The sequence below is a fragment of the Fluviicola chungangensis genome (genome assembly GCF_007558725.1).
Lineage (GTDB): Bacteria > Bacteroidota > Bacteroidia > Flavobacteriales_D > Crocinitomicaceae > Fluviicola > Fluviicola chungangensis.
Window position 1 is genome coordinate 107406 of sequence record NZ_VLPL01000012.1, and the last position, 17783, is coordinate 125188.

Consider the following 17783-nt stretch of genomic DNA (forward strand, 5'->3'; position numbering starts at 1 on the left):
AATCAGTATGAATTTTATCGTATCCAGTACGAATTTACTACGTCATCTTCAAAGCATCAGCGGTGTTTTAAGCACAAGTAATACGCTACCGATCCTTGACAATTTCTTGTTCAACATTTCGGACAGTCAATTGATTATTTCTGCTTCAGACCTCGAAACAACGATGCAGACGACCATGGAAGTAGAGGCAACCGATTCCGGCAAAGTAGCCATTCCGGCTAAAATGCTTTTGGACGTATTGAAAAACCTTCCGGACCAACCGTGTACATTCAAAATCGATCCGGCTTCTTTCGGAGTGGAGATCGTTTACGATAACGGTAAATCAAAAATGGTCGGATTCAATGGCGAAGAGTTCCCTAAAACTCCGGCGATTGAAAACAGCACCAGCATTCGTATCTCAGGCGAAATCATTTCAAGCGCCATTAACAAAACGCTTTTTGCGGCAGGAAATGATGATTTACGCCCGGTAATGAGCGGTATGTACTGTCAATTCAGTCCTTCGGATATCACGTTTGTCGCTACGGATGCTCACAAATTGGTTCGTTACCGCAGAACAGATGGTCAGGCTACAGGTGGTTCGGCATTCATTCTTCCGAAAAAACCGTTGAATTTGCTGAAGTCGAATTTACGCGGCGATGAAGAAGTTCAGGTAGAATACACGGACTCCAATGCAATTTTCACCTTCAACGATATCGTTTTGATGTGTCGTTTGATCGACGGAAAATACCCGAATTACGAAGCCGTAATTCCAAAAGAAAATCCAAACATTCTGATCGTTGATCGTTTGCAATTCTTAGGAGCTATCAAACGTGTTTCCATCTTTGCCAATAAAACAACGCACCAGGTGAAACTAAAAATTGCCGGAAGCGAATTGAATATTTCCGCAGAAGATTTGGATTTCTCGAACGAAGCAAACGAGCGATTAACCTGTAACTATGACGGAACGGACATTGAGATCGCATTCAACAGCAGGTTCTTAATGGAAATGCTGAATAACATCGATGCGCCGGAAGTGAAGATCGCTATGAGCGAACCAAGCAGAGCAGGTTTATTAATGCCGAATACATCCGACAATGAGCATGAGGACATTTTGATGCTGGTGATGCCCGTCATGATAAATAGATAGTAATCAATACATTATAAAACGCGAGGACGGAAAATTTTCCGTCCTCGTCTTTTTTGGCACGAATTTTATTATGCTCTAATTATAAAATTCAAAGTCATGAAAAAGATTTACTTCACATTCGCACTCGTACTTTTAACTTGTACACTCGCACATGCTTCTGAATTCATTTTGCGGGTGAACAGAAAAGGACAATTCATTGTTAGCGCCTCTAATCAAACGCAAACAAATAACATCAACACCTACCAATTTTATAATTTGTACGGCGGAAGCACACAAGTCAAAGTCGTTGACAAATGGAGCGGTCAGGTGATTTTCAAAAACTACCTGAACATCCCGGATAATACTCAACTGGTAGCAGAACTGGATAATTACGGAACACTTACCATTGTTGCCAGCAATCTGCTGGGGAATTCAACAGGCGGTTGGAGCGGAAACGGAAATGTCGGAACGGTAAACTATGGTAACAACGGAAACGGTTATTACGGCGGAGGCTATCAAAACAACCACTGCGGAACGTATACGAACTACCAGGGCGACGGGTATTACAATCAAGGTCAAAGCGCAAACAACCAATATTTCAGCCAATTCCTAAGCAGTTTGAAAGCTGAAAGCTTCGACAGTAACCGGTTGCAAAATGCGAAGGTATATGCATCCAAAATGAATTTGTCTGCGAACCAGATTAAAGACATTGCTGCAACCTTTACTTTCGACAGCAACCGGCTTGATTGGGCAAAAGCGGCATACGCCAGCTGTTATGACAAAGCAAACTACTTTCTGTTACGAGAAACATTTACATTTTCTTCGAACTACAGTGATTTACAAGATTATATAAGCGTTCAATAGAGCAACCCTGTTTTGATGAATTCATCAAAATTTAAATCCAAAACCAATCCGGAAATGTCGAACTTTTTAGGTTCGACATTTCTATTTTAGAGTGTCTTCTCAAAGCTTTTAATTTCCTGGCACACAGAAATTCTTCAAGAATAAAAGGAGCCTCCTCAACATAGCAATAAATTGACCAAAAATCACTATCTTTGACTCTCATAACTAGCTATATGAAAGAACATAATTTAGCCGATTTAGAGGCTGCGTTTAATGAAAAATTAAAGCAGGATATTCGCATTGAACCGAAGGACTGGATGCCGGATGCTTATCGAAAAACATTGATTCGTCAGATATCTCAGCATGCGCATTCTGAAATTGTCGGAATGCTCCCGGAAGGAAACTGGATCACGCGTGCTCCGAATTTGAGACGTAAAGCTGTTTTATTGGCGAAAGTTCAGGATGAAGCCGGTCATGGACAATATTTATACAGTGCAATGGAAACATTGGGTGCTTCCCGCGAGGAAAGCATCGATGATATGCACACCGGTAAAGCCAAATACTCTTCGATCTTTAATTATCCGACTTTAACCTGGGCCGACATGGGGGCAGTGGGTTGGTTGGTTGACGGAGCTGCTATTATGAACCAGGTTCCGCTATGCAGAACCTCTTATGGTCCGTATGCACGTGCAATGGTTCGTATCTGTAAAGAAGAATCGTTTCATCAACGACAGGGATATGAAATCATGTGTACCTTAATGAAGGGTTCCGAAGAGCAAAAAGCGATGGCCCAGGATGCATTGAACCGTTTTTGGTGGCCGGCACTGATGATGTTCGGACCAAGTGATGCGGATTCAACTCATACACAACAATCCATTGATTGGAAAATCAAAAGACATACAAACGATGAACTGCGTCAGATGTTTGTTGATGCCACAGTTCCGCAAGCTGAATTGATCGGGTTAACGATTCCTGATAAGGACTTGAAATGGAATGAAGAAAGAGGACATTATGACTTCGGCGAAATCAACTGGGATGAATTCTGGCAGGTGGTTAGCGGGAACGGGCCATGTAACGCCGAGCGGATTGCGACCCGGTTGAAAGCCAAAGAAGATGGTATGTGGGTCCGGGAAGCTGCAATGGCACATGCCGAAAAGAAAAAAGCAAAAAAAGCATCTTAAAAATATACACAATGGCAGGAAAAGATTGGCCTTTATGGGAGGTTTTTATTAGAAGTAAAGTAGGTTTGAACCACAAGCACGTAGGTAGTATTCACGCTGCAGATGCGGAAATGGCTGTTGAAAATGCACGTGATGTGTATACCAGACGCAGTGAAGGAATTTCGATTTGGGTAGTTGAGTCTTCCCAGATTTTTGCTTCGGATCCGGCAGATTCTGATGCATTATTCGAACCTGCAAACACTAAAATCTATCGTCATCCTACTTTTTATGAAGTTCCGGATGGTGTAGGACACATGTAAAATATTTAGACATAAGACTATAGACAAAAGGCTTCAGACCAAGCATTTGTCTTTCGTCTCAAGTCTTCTGTCTTAAGTCTTTAAAAAATGAAAAACAGCTTATTTACATATACCTTACGCATAGCTGATGACAGCTTGATTCTGGGACAGCGTCTTTCGGAATGGTGCGGTCACGGCCCAATTATTGAAGAAGATATCGCTCTAACCAATATTGCATTGGATTTGATCGGGCAGGCAACCAGTTTATTGGAATATGCAGCTCAGGTTGAGGGCAAAGGAAGAAATGCGGATGATTTGGCATTCCTGCGATTCGAAAACCAGTACTTCAACACCCAATTGGTCGAACAAAAAAACGGCGATTTTGCAGTAACCATGGTTCGTCAGTGGATTTTTGACACGTTCAGACTTCCATTTTATGAGGCCCTGCAGCATTCAGCAGACAAGCAACTTGCTGCTATTGCAGAAAAGTCCCTGAAAGAAACCAAGTACCACTGGAAACATTCATCCGAATGGATTATCCGAATGGGAGACGGAACGGAAGAATCAGCCAAACGCGTGAACGATGCATTACAGTTGCTTTGGAAATTCTCAGACGAATTGTTCTTTATGGATGATGTGGATCGGGAATTAATGTCCCAGGGGATAGCCATTGATTTGGAGTCACTTCGTCCGGCGTTCAATGAACGTATTCAATTTGTTTTACAGCAGGCAACGCTTCAATTACCAGACTCCAAGTGGAAACTAAACGGTGGAAGAGTTGGAAGACATACGGAGCATTTCGGTCATTTATTGGCAGAAATGCAATACATGCAGCGCGCTTATCCGAATATGGAATGGTAAGCGAAACTGCCATATGGAGTTATTTGGAAGAAGTACCGGACCCGGAAGTGCCGGTGCTTTCTGTTATTGATCTGGGGATTGTACGGGCTGTAAAAGTCATTTCGGATACGGAGGTTGAAGTAACTATTACCCCAACCTATTCAGGCTGTCCGGCGATGAATTATATTGAAAAGAATATCCGGGAAGTACTGATTGAAAAGGGAATGAAAACCGTTCGATTCCATACCGCACTTTCACCTGCCTGGACTACGGACTGGATGAGCGAAGCCGGTAAAAAGAAGTTGCTGGCTTATGGAATTGCTCCCCCAGTAAATGAAGCCGATAAACTGACATTGTTTGGGGAATCTCCGGTTGTCAAATGTCCTCAATGTGGTTCAGAAAACACGAAAATGCTAAGCCAATTCGGGAGTACCGCTTGTAAAGCACTTTATCAGTGCAACGATTGCCTGGAACCTTTCGACTATTTCAAATGTCTGAGATAATTTCAAAAATTAACCTCTTTTGACCAATGTGTTATTTGTAAGTTACGCTTAGTAGCTGACTGTATTCAACTAGTACATTATCAAATATTTATTCTCTTAAATGCGTATATTTGCGGCGATTGATTAATCGACTGCACATTTATGAAGAAAAGATGTCCCTTTATGCAAGTTATTGATTTGCTGCAGAGTGAGTTATCACAAGGCCATCTTTCAACGCGTTCAGATCTTCAATTCACCATCTCTTGCTCTTCACATTCTGAACTTAATTTTTTCAACTTATGATCAGATTAAGTTTCCTTTTATCTTTTGTATACTTATTTCTTAGTCATGAGTTATTTGCTCAGGTATCCGCAGTGCCACCTGCAGGAACCACTGTTACTCCAAGCTCCGGTGTTCCCTTTGCGTACGCTCTGACCGGAGGACTCAGTTATAACTATACCAATTCTTCCTGGCCAGCTTTCAATACCAATTGTTATGCCTTTACTGTAAATGACACTTTATTCAGTGCAATCAACGGTTTTAATCCGACACCTTCGGGAGGGGCATGTAGCGGAATGTCAAACCTGGTTTATAATTCAGGAATGTCGAACCTTGCTTCAGGAGTCATTGTATATACCGGGACAACCGCTTACCGCTACCGGAATATCTCGAATGCATATGTAGTGAACAATACCATCCCTGTACGGGCAACGATTACATTTTCAGGTCCTGTGATCTATTATTCGAACAATACATTTGTTTTGCCGGTTACCGGAAATTTTACCTATTCGGTTCTTTTTGAAAGTTTTTCTCCAACGGATGCACAATATACCAGCGGATCCGGGAATGTTTGGACCCCATCCAAAACCTTATTCAATAACCTGGTAACAGATCCGAACAACTCAATCTGTGTCAATTTTACTCCCGGAAGTTTCACACTGAATACCGTTACTGCAAGCACTGCTCCAAGCGGAATTATTTGCCAGGGAGGAAATATTCAATTGACAGGAGGCGGAACCGGAAATAATTTGACATTCAACTGGACGGGACCGAATAGCTTCAACAGTGCCGGTTCAAATGTTACGATCAACAATGCCAGTATAAGCAACTCCGGAAACTACTTCTTAACTGCTACGGACGATATCGGCTGCCCGAATACAGCCCAATCGGTCATCACTGTACAGCAGGCTCCTACTGCAACTGCAGGCGGAACCTCCCTGATCTGTGTCAATAATTCGGCAACGGTAAGTGGTGCCACGTCTTCAAACGGTACAATATCCTGGACACATAATGGAAGCGGATCGCTTTCGAACGGAAACACTTTAACACCCACTTATACTCCTTCTTCTTCTGATGCAGGAAATACAGTGGTATTAACATTGATAACCACAAGTAATAATTCATGTGCACCTGCGACAGCTCAAGCTTCGTATAATATAATTGTAGAAGGAAATCCAATTGCAACGGATGGTGTCACAAGTGCCGTTTGTTCCACTACCAATTTTACAGTCACCACCGCCAATGCCCAGTTCGGAACAATCAATTGGACGCATAATGGCAGCGGAACCCTAATCAACGCAAATACCGCTTCGCCAACTTATATTCCAAGTCCCCTGGATGATGGAAATACAGTTGTGCTGACACTTACCGTTACCAGTAACAATTTATGCGCTCCGGGAACGGCACAGGCATTTCATATATTGAATATTACACCACTTCCTCAAGCTGTTTCAGGTGGTGTTGCAACTGTTTGTCAAAATGGTTCGTTGACAGTTACAGGCGCTGTGGCAAATTATGGAACAATTAGCTGGAGCCACAACGGAAGCGGTTCATTAGCGAATCCGACAACCATTAATCCAACCTATACTCCAAATGCGGGTGATGTAGGGAACATTGTAACACTTACAATGACGGTATCCAGTAATAATGCGTGTGCACCGGCAATTGAAACTGCCGATTTCACCATCAGTGTTCAGGGCTTACCAACCATATCCATCACAAATTCTTCAACCATTTGTTCGAATTCAACAGCAACCGTTTCAGGAGTTTCAGCATCTAACGGGACTATTTTATGGACCCATAACGGGAGTGGAAGTCTCAGCAATTCGACAACCTTAACACCAACCTACACTCCTTCTACGCTGGATGCGGGAAATGCGGTGTCACTAACGATCACCGTTTCAAGCAACAATTCGTGCGCACCGGTATCCGCTTCGGCAATTTATACAGTGAATGTAAATCGTTTACCTGTAGCAGTAGCAGGAAATAGCGTTACTATTTGTGAAAGTAATCCATATACTGTAACTGGTGCTTCGTTTAATTACGGTACCGCCAATTGGGTGCATAATGGCTCAGGTTCAATCATCAACGGAACAACTAATTCTCCCTCATATATACCTGGGCCAACAGATGCAGGGAATGCAGTTACACTCACCTTGAACGTAACCAGCAACAATGCATGTGCACCTTATGTAAGCAGCAGTCAACTCTTTTTAAATATACAGCATGCTCCTATTGCTCTTGCGGGCGGAAGCACGACCGTTTGCGTTACGTCAACGGCACCGGTAACCGGAGCAACAGCAACGTACGGAACAATTAACTGGACTCACAATGGTGGTGGCACTTTGAGCAATCCCACTACACTAGGCCCGGTTTATACCCCTGTTACATCTGACGCCGGGAATTCTATTATTCTTACTTTGACAGTAACCAGTACAAATGGCTGCGCTCCACAAACAGCTTCAGCCACCTATACCATCCACATCGATCCGCTACCTTTAGCTGCTGCAGGTGGATCTGACACTATTTGTGCAACCGGAAGTGGAACGGTTTCTGGTGCAACAGCAGCAGCGGGAACGGCCTACTGGACCAGCAATGGCCTGGGTTCTGTTTCGGACCCTACCACTATAACACCGACGTACTTCCCCACTTCTGCAGAGAGTGGCAGTACAGTAACTTTAACCATGGAATTGCTGAGTAATAATAGTTGTTTTCCGGCAAGCAGTTATGCAACTTACACTTTCTTTATTGAAAGTCCTCCAAGTATCCAGGTTGCCAATCCAATGGATACGCTCTGTCCGGGAGCAACAAAACTGATAGAGGGTGTCACAATTTCATACGGAACTCCTTCCTGGACCCATAACGGCACGGGGACACTTGTTAATGGCAATACGAATTCTCCCAGCTATACAGCCGGTCCGGGTGATGTGGGAAATACCGTAAGTCTGACACTTACCGTTACAAGCAATAACAGTTGTGCTCCTCAAACCGCCGTGTCTGTGATCCAGGTTTATGTCGAAGCAAGTGCAAATATCCCCACTATCCATCTCATTGATCTAAATCATGTGTTATGCTACGGAGACCATACAGGAAGTGTTATCCTGGATGTTACCGGTGGAGCTCCTCCCTATACATATAACTGGAGTTCCGGTTCAACCAGTCAAAACCTAATCAATGCGCGCGAAGGGATTTATTACCTCAACGTAGCAGACAATCATGGCTGTTTTGCTTTGGATACATTCAAAATCAATCAACCAACCGAACTAGTTGATTTCCCCTGGATTAACCCCATTGATTGTTTCAATGAAACTGCCGGAAGTATTAGCGTTTCGGCTTCCGGAGGAGTTGGTCCGTATACCTATTTTTGGCCTGATCTCAACAGCAACCAACAAATTCTTTCGGGAGTTCCGACAGGTCATTACCATTTAACTATCAAGGACGCAAACGGTTGTGTTCTCAATGAAACTCTAACCTTGTCCACTACTGGTAATTTAACTGTTGAAGCGACCCCGGAAGTGATGAGCGTAAATATCGGGACAGAAATTCCGTTCTCGGTTACCGGCGCCACCACATATCTCTGGACACCGGCCCAGTATTTATCGTGTGATGAATGCGATAATCCGGTATGTGTTCCTTCCTCTACAAATAATTATGTCGTTGTCGGATCCAATCCGGATGGTTGTATTGGAACAGACACTGTACGCGTTACTGTTTATGTGGATTGCCACAATTTGACTTTACCAAATATCTTCTCACCGAATAATAGCGGACCGGAAATCAACAATACATTTGGATTGCTTGGAACTTTACCCTGCCTGGAAACATACCAATTATTGATTTTTAACCGCTGGGGAGAACAGGTTTTTGAAACGCAATCCACAGAATTGGTTTGGGATGGAACTTTTAAGGGAACGCCTCAAAATTCGGGAGTGTATTTTTACCGCCTGGATATGAAACTGGTGAATGGAGAAGTGATTAAAAAGGCCGGTAATCTTACGTTAGTCAGATAATTATGAAAAAGTTAACCCTTTACATCGTTCTTCTGACCCAGGTAATTGCCGGTGGCGCTTCGGCTCAGGATACGCATTTTGCACAAACAGAATATGCCCCCATGCTATTAAATCCGGCATTGGCAGGAGCCTTTTCACACTTGCAAATCATCGCAAACTACCGAAACCAATGGAACAGTGTTGCATCTCCTTATCAAACCATTGCAGCGTCTTTCGATGTAAGATTGCAACGAAAGGATGCAGATAACAATAGTTTTATTGCTTTGGGACTCAACTTTTTCAATGATGTTGCCGGGGATTTGAAAGTCACCACCAACCAGTTCAACCTCGATTTGGCTTACCACATAAAAATGGGTCGCTACAGCTTGCTGCGAATTGGAATTTACGGGGGAATGAACCAACGTGTACTGGATCCGAACAGGGGAAACTGGGCGAGCCAGTTTGACGGGAATACAATCAATACCGGAATCGGAAGCGGAGAAAATTTGGGTTCCTATAACCAAGTTTTTATGGATGCCGGTGCCGGAATTGTTTACTCTTTCAGAAAGATGAAGTATTCGGTAAACAACAACATCAATAATCACGTGAATTGCGGACTTGCCGTATACCATGCCAATCAGCCGGCTTCTTCTTTCATTTCCTTAGCCCAGGATAAATTGTACATGCGCATTTCAGGGTTCATTAACAGCTCTTTCAACATTCGGAACACTCCATTAGCCGTTCAGCCTGCAGTGTATGTACAATTACAGTCCAAATATTCCGAAATCATGTTTGGAACCTATTTACGCTACAACATCCGGGAAGCTTCCCATTTTACGGGATCGATTAAACCAGTAGCAGCTGCATTGGGTTTATTTAGCCGGTATAAAGATGCTTTCGTTGCAAAAGGTTATTTCCAATACCATCAGTTTTCTGTTGGTCTTGCTTATGATTTCAATCTTTCGCGCTTAACTCCTGTGTCTAAATCCCGTGGAGGTTTTGAGGTATTTCTGAGATTCAATTTGGATGACCGATTGAACAATCCTTCTCTTTGGTAAAATACTAACCACAAAGTTCGCATCGAATATTCTTTGAATGTATAGTTCAAAGGTGTCTATATTCAAAAAACAGGTGATTTATGGATCTATACGATTCAATAAAAAAGGGCATCCGTCAATTGACAGACACCCTTCTTCATGATTCTTTTTTCTTATCCTAAGAACGGGTATTTATAATCTGTCGGTGGAACGAATGTTTCTTTAATTGTTCTGGCGGAAACCCAACGCAACAAGTTCATTGCGGCACCCGCTTTGTCATTCGTCCCGGAACCTCTTGCTCCTCCAAATGGCTGCTGGCCAACAACAGCGCCCGTAGGTTTGTCATTGATATAGAAGTTTCCTGCAGCATTCTCCAATGCTTTTGTTGCCACTTGAATGGCATACCGGTCATTCGACATAATGGAACCTGTCAGAGCATATTCAGAGGTTTCATCCAATAATTTCAAGGTTTCCTCGAACTGATTTTCAGGATAAACATAAATGGTTAAAACCGGTCCGAAGATTTCTTCAACCAGGGTTCTGAACTTTGGATTCGTGGTAACGACAACAGTTGGTTCAATGAAGTATCCTTTTGATTTATCGTACGAACCACCGACGATGATTTCAGCATCCGATTGTGATTTCACATAATCGATATACCCCGAAATCTTATCAAAAGCACGCTCATCGATCACTGCATTGATAAAATTAGACGAATCTTCAGGAGATCCCATTTTAAATGACTTTACCTGGTTTACCAGGATTTCTTTAACGTCTGCCCACAAATTGGAAGGTATATAAGAACGTGAAGCAGCAGAACACTTTTGTCCCTGGAATTCGAATGCTCCCCTTGATAAAGCAGTCGCTACTTCAGCAGCATTGGCACTTTTGTGTACCATGACAAAATCTTTTCCACCCGTTTCACCAACGATACGCGGATATGCCTTGTAATTCTCGATATTGTTCCCGATTTCTTTCCATAAATGACGGAATACTCCTGTAGATCCGGTAAAATGTAATCCTGCCAAGTGTTTGTTTTTAAAGATCACATCTCCTGCTACAGGTCCGTCAACAGAAATCATATTGATTACTCCATCCGGAACACCCGCAGCGCGGAATACTTCCATAATCACTTGTGCCGAATACATTTGTGATTCAGCAGGTTTCCAAACAATTACGTTCCCCATCATCGCAGGAGCAGCACATAAGTTTGCAGCAATGGAAGTGAAGTTAAACGGTGTAAGAGCAAAAACGAATCCTTCCAACGGACGGTATTCCAGTCTGTTCCACATTCCCGGAAGGGATTCCGGCTGATCTTTGTAAATCTGTGTCAGGTATTGAACGTTGAAACGGAAAAAATCGATCAACTCACAGGCAGCATCAATTTCAGCCTGCATCACATTTTTAGATTGACCCAACATGGTTGCCGCATTCATTTTATTTCTGAAAGGGCCCGCCAATAAATCAGCTGCTTTCAAAAAGATCGCCGCACGCTGCTCCCAAGGTAAATTTGCCCATTGCTCACGTGCATTCATTGCAGCATCAATTGCCATAGAAACATGTGATGCATCGCCATAATTGAAATGCCCCAGCACTCTTTGATGATCGTGCGGAGGTGACATTGGCTTTTTATTGTTCGTCCGAACCAATTCAGAACCAATATACATCGGTACATCGATCGGTTCCTGGTCCAACATTCTTTTATATTCAGAGATCAAAGCTGTATGCTCGGCAGTTCCCGGAACATAAGCCTTTACCGGTTCATTGATTGCTTTGGGAACCGTAAATAACGCGTTTGACATAGTATACATTTTTGCAATACAAATGTACACATTCTGCTTTGAGTTCCCACATCGGATTGCAAGCATATTATTGAACTTCCATCGTTAATTCAAAAGATTGTTCTTATGTTTGGATTATTGTTATTTAAACACGCTTATGAAGACATTAGTAACCAGTATTCTTTTCATTGCATGTGCTTATTTTTTGTCATTCGCTCAATCCTACGACTCGGAAAAACAATGGAAATTACTCACCAACGGGAGTGAAAACGAACGCATTGAAGCTGCTAAAAAACTCAGTCTTTACTATCAGTCAGAATCCATCGACTCGTTAAGAATGGTTGGCGAAACGCTTTTCTTTTACGGAATAGACAATCATTATCAACCCGCAATTGAGTTCGGGAAAATCACCCTGGCTGAGTTCTATGTTATGAACGGGCGTATAAACGATGGGATCATTATGGCCAAAGCAACGCTCCCACCGTTGCAGGAACGAGGTGATATGGCCTTACTGAGCAATGTTTGCAGAATCATTGCATCCGGTTACCGAAAACTGGATGATGGGAACTCCTCTATGCTATGGGCCAAAAAAGCGATCGCATATACCAAAGACGACCGGGAATCATCCGATAAAACAGAGGGAATGATTTCTTTAGCCGAAGCTTATTTACTTCAAAACAAAGAAAAGTTGGCTATAGAAACCTATGACAGCTATATTTCCAAAGCTAAGCGGTCTAAAAATTATCGTGGTTTGAGCACTGCTTACGCTCGTTTGGGAGATATTTACCGCATTTCCGAAAAGTTTGATTTGGCGGAGAAATGCTTTAAACGCTCCTATTCAACGGCCCTGAAAACGAATTTAACTTCTCCCAAAGCACATGCTTTAAACAACCTGGCTATCGTTTATTTTGAAAAAGGAGACACAACAAACGCCCTTTTACATTTCCAAAAAGCGCTGAAATTACGAGAATCTGTGAATGACGTGAAGTCGATCTCCGAAAGCCTGTACAACATCGGCGATTACTATTTTTATATTGAACAGTATGCCAAGGCGCTGATATGGTATCAAAAATCAACAGATCTTGCTAAGAAAAACTCTTTATTAAAGGAAGAAAAGGATGGACTGCTTGCCCTGGCGCAAGTCTATAAGGAATTGAAGCAATTTGACGAATCTACCAAACATTTGGAGAAAGCGCTGGCAATTTCAAGCGATTTAAAATTGCAGCAAAGCGCAGATGATGAAGACCTGACCAACTTACAACACGAAATCTGGCGAACAGATTTTGAGGCATTCAAAACTGAAGAAATAAAAACGGAAACTTCCTTTTGGATTTATGTTCTTTTGATTGCCGTAGCAACCTTAACCCTAACGGTCATTTTCCTGGTTATCAGGCTTAACAGAAAAAAACAGTTTAATTCAATTTTCCCGGGAAATTCAACTGAAAAACAGGAATATCCACTTTGAAAAGCTGTCCCGTCTCCATGTTTTTAAACGTATAAAATCCATGCATGGAACCCATTTCCGATTTGAGTTCACATCCACTGGTATACTGGTACAATTCTCCCGATTCCAAAATAGGTTGTTGACCAACTACTCCTTCACCACTCACGTGAATCGTTGGATTTAAGGAATCAAAAATAAACCAATCACGGTGAAGCAATTGAACGGTAAATTGATTTTGGTTTTCAATATCAATCCGGTAGCTGAAAAAATAGCTTGAGTCGGTTGTTTGTGAAACATCTGCCCGAAACTGAGTCGAAACCCGAATCAAAACTCCTTCTGTAAGCGCGGTTATCTGTGTCATATTATTGCACTTGTGACGAAGAAAGTTAGTGACTTAAATTAAGACCGACAAATTTTTCACATTTTTTATTGAACTAATTTCACAAATACCAGCCGTTCAGCAGATTCCGGAATTTCATGGATAAAGTCCCAAAATGATGAAAGTCACCTGGAATATGTAGCCTTCAAGCCGAATTAAATTCTATTTTTGTATTCAAAAAATCAGAAATGACTCCGAAGTTTCATCCTTTAGTTGTCCAAGATGTTCGAAAGGAAACTGATGATACAGTTTCAATCGCTTTTGAAATCCCATCCGAACTGACAAACGATTACCAATTTGTTTCCGGTCAATACATTACCATTCGCAAAATAATGGATGGTGAAGAATTGAGAAGATCCTACTCGATTTGTGCAACTCCGCAAGACGGTGAATTACGGGTTGCTGTTAAACGGGTAGATGATGGTCGTTTTTCAACCTGGGCTACATCGGACTTGAAAACAGGAGAAATTTTGGATGTAATGACACCAAGCGGACATTTCCAGTTGGTACCGGAAATTTCTGCTGCGAGGAATTACGCACTTTTTGCGGCTGGAAGCGGAATAACTCCGATCATCTCGATTGCGAAAACAATCCTCATGAATGAACCAATGAGTACCGTTACCTTGGTTTATGGAAACAAGGGATTTTCCAGTATCATTTTCAGAGAAGAATTGGAAGCCTTAAAAAATAAATACATCAACCGTTTTCAGTTGATCCATGTTTTAAGCCGTGAAAGCCTGGGGAATCCACTGCAGAAAGGTCGTATTGACAAAGAAAAAGTAGAATTGATCGGAAGGACTTTATTGCGGGGAGAACACATCGATGCGGTTTACAGTTGCGGGCCGGAAGAAATGACCCATGCTGTGAAAAATGCCATGATGGAATCCGGAGTTCCTGAAAACAACATTCATTTTGAGTTATTCGGGACAAAAACAGCAGGTTCACAGGCAAAAATTATCGTTCCGAAAGATCAGGATGTCCTGGCAAAAGTGACCATTATTTTAGATGGTGACCGCATTGAAGTTGATCTGAATACCGCAGGAACATCTATCTTAGAAGCAGGTTATGCGGCGGGTGCAGATCTGCCTTTCGCTTGCAAAGGAGGTGTTTGTTGTACCTGCAAAGCAAAAATATTGGAAGGAAGTGCAGTAATGGATGTAAATTATGCCTTGGAGAAAGATGAAGTGGCGGCCGGGTATATTTTGACATGCCAGGCACATCCTACCTCCGAAAAATTAACAGTATCATTTGACGATTAATTATGGGTTTATTTTCCAAATTCAAGAAAGATTCCGGTTCAAAAAAATTGCGTTCAGGAATTGTTACAGTTGCGAATAACGAACGGATTACAGCGGTGGGAAGTCGTATCCATTTTGAGATCCCCGCTGATTTAAAAGACCTGTTTGTACACGAACCGGGACAATACGTAAATGTTCATGTAACCTTGAATGGGACAAAACACAGCCGTTCTTATTCTATTTGCAGCGGACCGAATGAACCGAATCTTGCAGTTGCTGTTAAAGCAATAGACAATGGACTGGTTTCCAATTACCTGGTCAACGAATTAAAAGCAGGAGATCAAATTGAGTTGGATTTTCCTTTGGGAAATTTTAAACTGGATACCAAAGCTCCAAATATTGTTTGTTTCGCTGCCGGAAGTGGAATTACACCGTTCATGTCATTCGCAAAATCATTGGGTGCAAACCAAAAAATGCGTCTGATCTACGGGAATTCAAAAATCGACACTACTTTCTTCATGAATGAAATCAAAGCATTTCCAAATGTGACGACTACTTTTTTCTTCAGCCAGGAGAAAAATGAGGGACACCAGGAAGGAAGACTGGACAAACAACATGTGAGCGAATTGATCAAAGCAGAACTGTCTCTTTTAAGAGCCGATGGATTTTATATCTGTGGCCCGGAAGAAATGATTATTAATATCCAGGAAGTTTTAAGTGTTTTCGGAATAGCAAAGGAAAAAATTCACTTTGAATTATTCACCACTCCTGTTCTGATGAAGCAGGAAGAAACGACCGTTGTCGGCACGTTTAAAGGTGTTTCCCAGGTAAGCGCCATCCTGGATGGGGAAGTCCAACGAATTGAGCTAGCTACCAACGGAAAAAGTATTCTGGACGCTTTGGATCAATCCGGAATGGATGTTCCATATTCCTGTAAAGGCGGTGTTTGTTGTACCTGCAAAGCAAAAATTGTTGAAGGAAGTGCACAAATGACCATCAACTACGCCTTGACGGATGAAGAAGTAAAGGAGGGATATATCTTAACGTGCCAGGCACATCCGACAAGTGAAATACTAAAATTGGATTTTGATGTCTAAAAATGTACTTGTCATCGGAGCCAGCCGCGGCATTGGTAAAGAATTGGTCAAACAATTTGCTGCCAAAGGCCTTGAAACAATTGGTTTTGCAAGAAGTTTAAAGAACAGCTCTGAAAATAAGATCCATTACATTCATTTGGATCTTTTGAGTCCGACTGTCAAATCGGATTTTGAGCAAGCCATTTCAGGCATTCATCAGATCGATTACCTGGTTCACAATGCCGGCTTTATTGCTGTAAAACCTTTTTTGGAACTTTCCAGGGAAGATATACAAAACTGTTACCAGGTAAATGTGATGTCCGTAATGGAAATTACTCAGGTTTGTATTCCCAAAATGAAGCCGGGAGGGCATATCGTTATGATTTCCTCCATTGGCGGTTTCCAGGGAAGCTCCAAATTTCCGGGCTTGGCTGCCTACTCTACTTCTAAGGCAGCCCTGGTTTCATTAACCGAATTACTTGCTGAAGAGTTCAAAAATTCAGGAATCTCCATTAATTGTCTCTGTTTAGGGGCTGTTCAAACAGAAATGATGGAGGAAGCATTTCCCGGATATAAGGCTCCTCATCAACCGGATGAAATTGCTGAATTCATTGTAGATTTCACTTTAAACCATGGAAAATACTTTCACGGGAAAATTATTCCTGTGAGTATCTCAAACCCCTAGAAATCTATGCAATTAGCCTTAGCGCCTTTGCAAACATATACCGATTATCACTTTCGAAATGCCCATATTGCTATATTCAAAGGGGTAGATAAATTCTACGCACCCTATTTGAAATTGAACAATGACGGAACAATCAAAAACGCTCCGAAAATGGATATTCTCCCGGAAAATAATCCGCAGATTGATGTCATTCCTCAACTCATGGCCTGCAGTGCACAAGAATTTTTCACCATGGCAGATTATATAGAAGAATTGGGGTATTCGGAACTGAATTGGAATATGGGTTGCCCTTATCCGATGGTGACAAACCGGAATCTTGGAGCAGGCATTTTAAACAAACCTTCCGAAATTTTTCACCTTTTTGACACGATATTTCCGAAGCTCACGATGGGATTAGGAATTAAAATGCGTATGGGACTTGAAAACACTTCTGAAATATTGGAGATTTTACCGCAGTTAAATGACTATCCGATAACAGAAATTATTATTCATGCACGTTATGCAAAACAATTATACAATGGAACGTGTGACCATGAGCGTTTTATGGAATGTCTTTCTTTAACGAAGCATCCATTAGTCTATAATGGTGATATTACCACAAAAGAAGAATTTGATTACCTGGATGGGAAATTTTCTTCTGTTCAATCCTGGATGATCGGTCGGGGTGCTATGAGTAACCCAAGTTTATTTGAAGAAATCAAGTTTGGAACTGTTGATTCGGGTGAACTATATCGTAGCAAACTTATGCAATTTTCAGAACTTTTAACGACAAGTCTTCTGGATTGCAATCCGGACAGAGGTTATGCATTAAGCAAGATGAAATCGTATTGGGAATACCTTAGTGAGAGTCTTTCGGATGGTAATCAGCTATACCGGAAGGTAAAAAAAGCGAAAGATATCAATGAATTAACGAATCATTTGCGGTACTTCTTACTCGATTGAGTAACCCTATCCTTATTTATTCCATGATTTTTTCAAAAAACAAAAACGCAAAAAAGCCGCTCCTTTTGGGAACGGCTTTACTAAAAGTGGCATCGACTTACTCTCCCACCCTCAAAAGGGCAGTACCATCAGCGCTAACGGGCTTAACTTCTCTGTTCGGAATGGGAAGAGGTGGACCTCGTTGCTATAGACACCTAAAATCAT

General features: G+C 41.9%; 15 protein-coding genes and 1 rRNA gene. 13 read left to right on the forward strand and 3 right to left on the reverse strand.

The genetic code is table 11. The features are described from left to right. The first annotated feature begins 7 nt into the window (after window positions 1-7). The 8 genes from dnaN to FO442_RS18250 all read left to right on the forward strand — a co-directional run bounded on the left by dnaN (window position 8) and on the right by FO442_RS18250 (window position 10055). Entirely contained in the window at window positions 8-1126 is a 1119-nt protein-coding gene (gene dnaN, locus FO442_RS18215; RefSeq protein WP_144334644.1) for a DNA polymerase III subunit beta, read from the forward strand. 96 nt (window positions 1127-1222) lie between these two features. Beyond that, a complete protein-coding gene (locus tag FO442_RS18220) occupies window positions 1223-1969 on the forward strand; it encodes a proline and serine-rich protein 1 family protein (protein ID WP_144334645.1) in 747 nt (248 codons plus the stop codon). 212 nt (window positions 1970-2181) lie between these two features. After that, window positions 2182-3129: a 1,2-phenylacetyl-CoA epoxidase subunit PaaA gene (gene paaA / locus FO442_RS18225; protein ID WP_144334646.1), complete on the forward strand. Its 948-nt coding sequence runs from the start codon at window positions 2182-2184 to the stop codon at window positions 3127-3129. Between the two features lie 11 nt (window positions 3130-3140). Next, on the forward strand, window positions 3141-3428 hold the full coding sequence (gene paaB / locus FO442_RS18230) for a 1,2-phenylacetyl-CoA epoxidase subunit PaaB (RefSeq protein WP_144334647.1): 288 nt from the start codon (window positions 3141-3143) through the stop codon (window positions 3426-3428). Between the two features lie 87 nt (window positions 3429-3515). Beyond that, complete coding sequence (gene paaC / locus FO442_RS18235) at window positions 3516-4268, forward strand: 1,2-phenylacetyl-CoA epoxidase subunit PaaC (RefSeq protein WP_144334648.1); 753 nt, start codon at window positions 3516-3518, stop codon at window positions 4266-4268. Then, complete coding sequence (gene paaD, locus FO442_RS18240) at window positions 4262-4750, forward strand: 1,2-phenylacetyl-CoA epoxidase subunit PaaD (RefSeq protein ID WP_144334649.1); 489 nt, start codon at window positions 4262-4264, stop codon at window positions 4748-4750. The genes paaC and paaD overlap by 7 nt, the downstream gene beginning before the upstream one ends. Before the next feature lie 278 nt (window positions 4751-5028). Continuing rightward, entirely contained in the window at window positions 5029-9018 is a 3990-nt protein-coding gene (locus tag FO442_RS18245; RefSeq protein WP_144334650.1) for a T9SS type B sorting domain-containing protein, read from the forward strand. 2 nt (window positions 9019-9020) lie between these two features. Beyond that, the gene (locus FO442_RS18250; protein WP_144334651.1) at window positions 9021-10055 is read left to right on the forward strand and encodes a PorP/SprF family type IX secretion system membrane protein; all 1035 of its coding nucleotides are present in this window, start codon (window positions 9021-9023) and stop codon (window positions 10053-10055) included. Between the two features lie 152 nt (window positions 10056-10207). On the opposite strand, the gene pruA is transcribed toward FO442_RS18250, so the two are convergent. After that, window positions 10208-11836, reverse strand: coding sequence for an L-glutamate gamma-semialdehyde dehydrogenase (gene pruA / locus FO442_RS18255; protein ID WP_144334652.1), 1629 nt, complete (start codon window positions 11834-11836; stop codon window positions 10208-10210). Between the two features lie 136 nt (window positions 11837-11972). Between pruA and FO442_RS18260 the strand changes: the two genes are divergently transcribed. Continuing rightward, the gene (locus FO442_RS18260; RefSeq protein WP_144334653.1) at window positions 11973-13280 is read left to right on the forward strand and encodes a tetratricopeptide repeat protein; all 1308 of its coding nucleotides are present in this window, start codon (window positions 11973-11975) and stop codon (window positions 13278-13280) included. Here FO442_RS18260 and apaG read toward each other — a convergent pair. Further along, entirely contained in the window at window positions 13228-13620 is a 393-nt protein-coding gene (gene apaG, locus FO442_RS18265) for a Co2+/Mg2+ efflux protein ApaG (RefSeq protein WP_144334654.1), read from the reverse strand. The genes FO442_RS18260 and apaG overlap by 53 nt on opposite strands. Before the next feature lie 206 nt (window positions 13621-13826). On the opposite strand from apaG, the gene paaE reads away from it, so the two are divergent. Genes paaE through FO442_RS18285 form a run of 4 tightly spaced genes read left to right on the forward strand, consistent with a single transcriptional unit; the run spans window position 13827 to window position 17579 of the window. Then, window positions 13827-14897 carry a 1,2-phenylacetyl-CoA epoxidase subunit PaaE gene (gene paaE / locus FO442_RS18270; protein WP_144334655.1) on the forward strand — a complete coding sequence of 357 codons (1071 nt, stop codon included), beginning with the start codon at window positions 13827-13829 and terminating at the stop codon, window positions 14895-14897. Window positions 14898-14899: 2 nt separating this feature from the next. Continuing rightward, entirely contained in the window at window positions 14900-15973 is a 1074-nt protein-coding gene (locus tag FO442_RS18275) for a 2Fe-2S iron-sulfur cluster-binding protein (protein WP_144334656.1), read from the forward strand. Beyond that, on the forward strand, window positions 15966-16637 hold the full coding sequence (locus FO442_RS18280; protein ID WP_144334657.1) for an SDR family NAD(P)-dependent oxidoreductase: 672 nt from the start codon (window positions 15966-15968) through the stop codon (window positions 16635-16637). The genes FO442_RS18275 and FO442_RS18280 overlap by 8 nt, the downstream gene beginning before the upstream one ends. Window positions 16638-16643: 6 nt before the next feature. Beyond that, a complete protein-coding gene (locus tag FO442_RS18285; RefSeq protein WP_144334658.1) occupies window positions 16644-17579 on the forward strand; it encodes a tRNA dihydrouridine synthase in 936 nt (311 codons plus the stop codon). Window positions 17580-17663: 84 nt separating this feature from the next. Here FO442_RS18285 and rrf read toward each other — a convergent pair. Beyond that, a 5S ribosomal RNA gene (gene rrf, locus FO442_RS18290) occupies window positions 17664-17777 on the reverse strand. Between the last annotated feature and the right edge of the window lie 6 nt (window positions 17778-17783).

What these genes read in the sequence shown, in the direction of transcription:
- paaA (WP_144334646.1), top strand. Translation starts at nt 2,182, where the DNA reads ATGAAAGAACATAATTTAGCCGATTTAGAGGCTGCGTTTAATGAAAAA.
- FO442_RS18285 (WP_144334658.1), top strand. Translation starts at nt 16,644, where the DNA reads ATGCAATTAGCCTTAGCGCCTTTGCAAACATATACCGATTATCACTTT.
- FO442_RS18260 (WP_144334653.1), top strand. Translation starts at nt 11,973, where the DNA reads ATGAAGACATTAGTAACCAGTATTCTTTTCATTGCATGTGCTTATTTT.
- pruA (WP_144334652.1), bottom strand. Translation starts at nt 11,836, where the DNA reads ATGTCAAACGCGTTATTTACGGTTCCCAAAGCAATCAATGAACCGGTA.
- FO442_RS18250 (WP_144334651.1), top strand. Translation starts at nt 9,021, where the DNA reads ATGAAAAAGTTAACCCTTTACATCGTTCTTCTGACCCAGGTAATTGCC.
- FO442_RS18275 (WP_144334656.1), top strand. Translation starts at nt 14,900, where the DNA reads ATGGGTTTATTTTCCAAATTCAAGAAAGATTCCGGTTCAAAAAAATTG.
- paaD (WP_144334649.1), top strand. Translation starts at nt 4,262, where the DNA reads ATGGTAAGCGAAACTGCCATATGGAGTTATTTGGAAGAAGTACCGGAC.
- paaC (WP_144334648.1), top strand. Translation starts at nt 3,516, where the DNA reads ATGAAAAACAGCTTATTTACATATACCTTACGCATAGCTGATGACAGC.
- FO442_RS18220 (WP_144334645.1), top strand. Translation starts at nt 1,223, where the DNA reads ATGAAAAAGATTTACTTCACATTCGCACTCGTACTTTTAACTTGTACA.
- dnaN (WP_144334644.1), top strand. Translation starts at nt 8, where the DNA reads ATGAATTTTATCGTATCCAGTACGAATTTACTACGTCATCTTCAAAGC.
- FO442_RS18280 (WP_144334657.1), top strand. Translation starts at nt 15,966, where the DNA reads ATGTCTAAAAATGTACTTGTCATCGGAGCCAGCCGCGGCATTGGTAAA.
- apaG (WP_144334654.1), bottom strand. Translation starts at nt 13,620, where the DNA reads ATGACACAGATAACCGCGCTTACAGAAGGAGTTTTGATTCGGGTTTCG.
- paaE (WP_144334655.1), top strand. Translation starts at nt 13,827, where the DNA reads ATGACTCCGAAGTTTCATCCTTTAGTTGTCCAAGATGTTCGAAAGGAA.
- FO442_RS18245 (WP_144334650.1), top strand. Translation starts at nt 5,029, where the DNA reads ATGATCAGATTAAGTTTCCTTTTATCTTTTGTATACTTATTTCTTAGT.
- paaB (WP_144334647.1), top strand. Translation starts at nt 3,141, where the DNA reads ATGGCAGGAAAAGATTGGCCTTTATGGGAGGTTTTTATTAGAAGTAAA.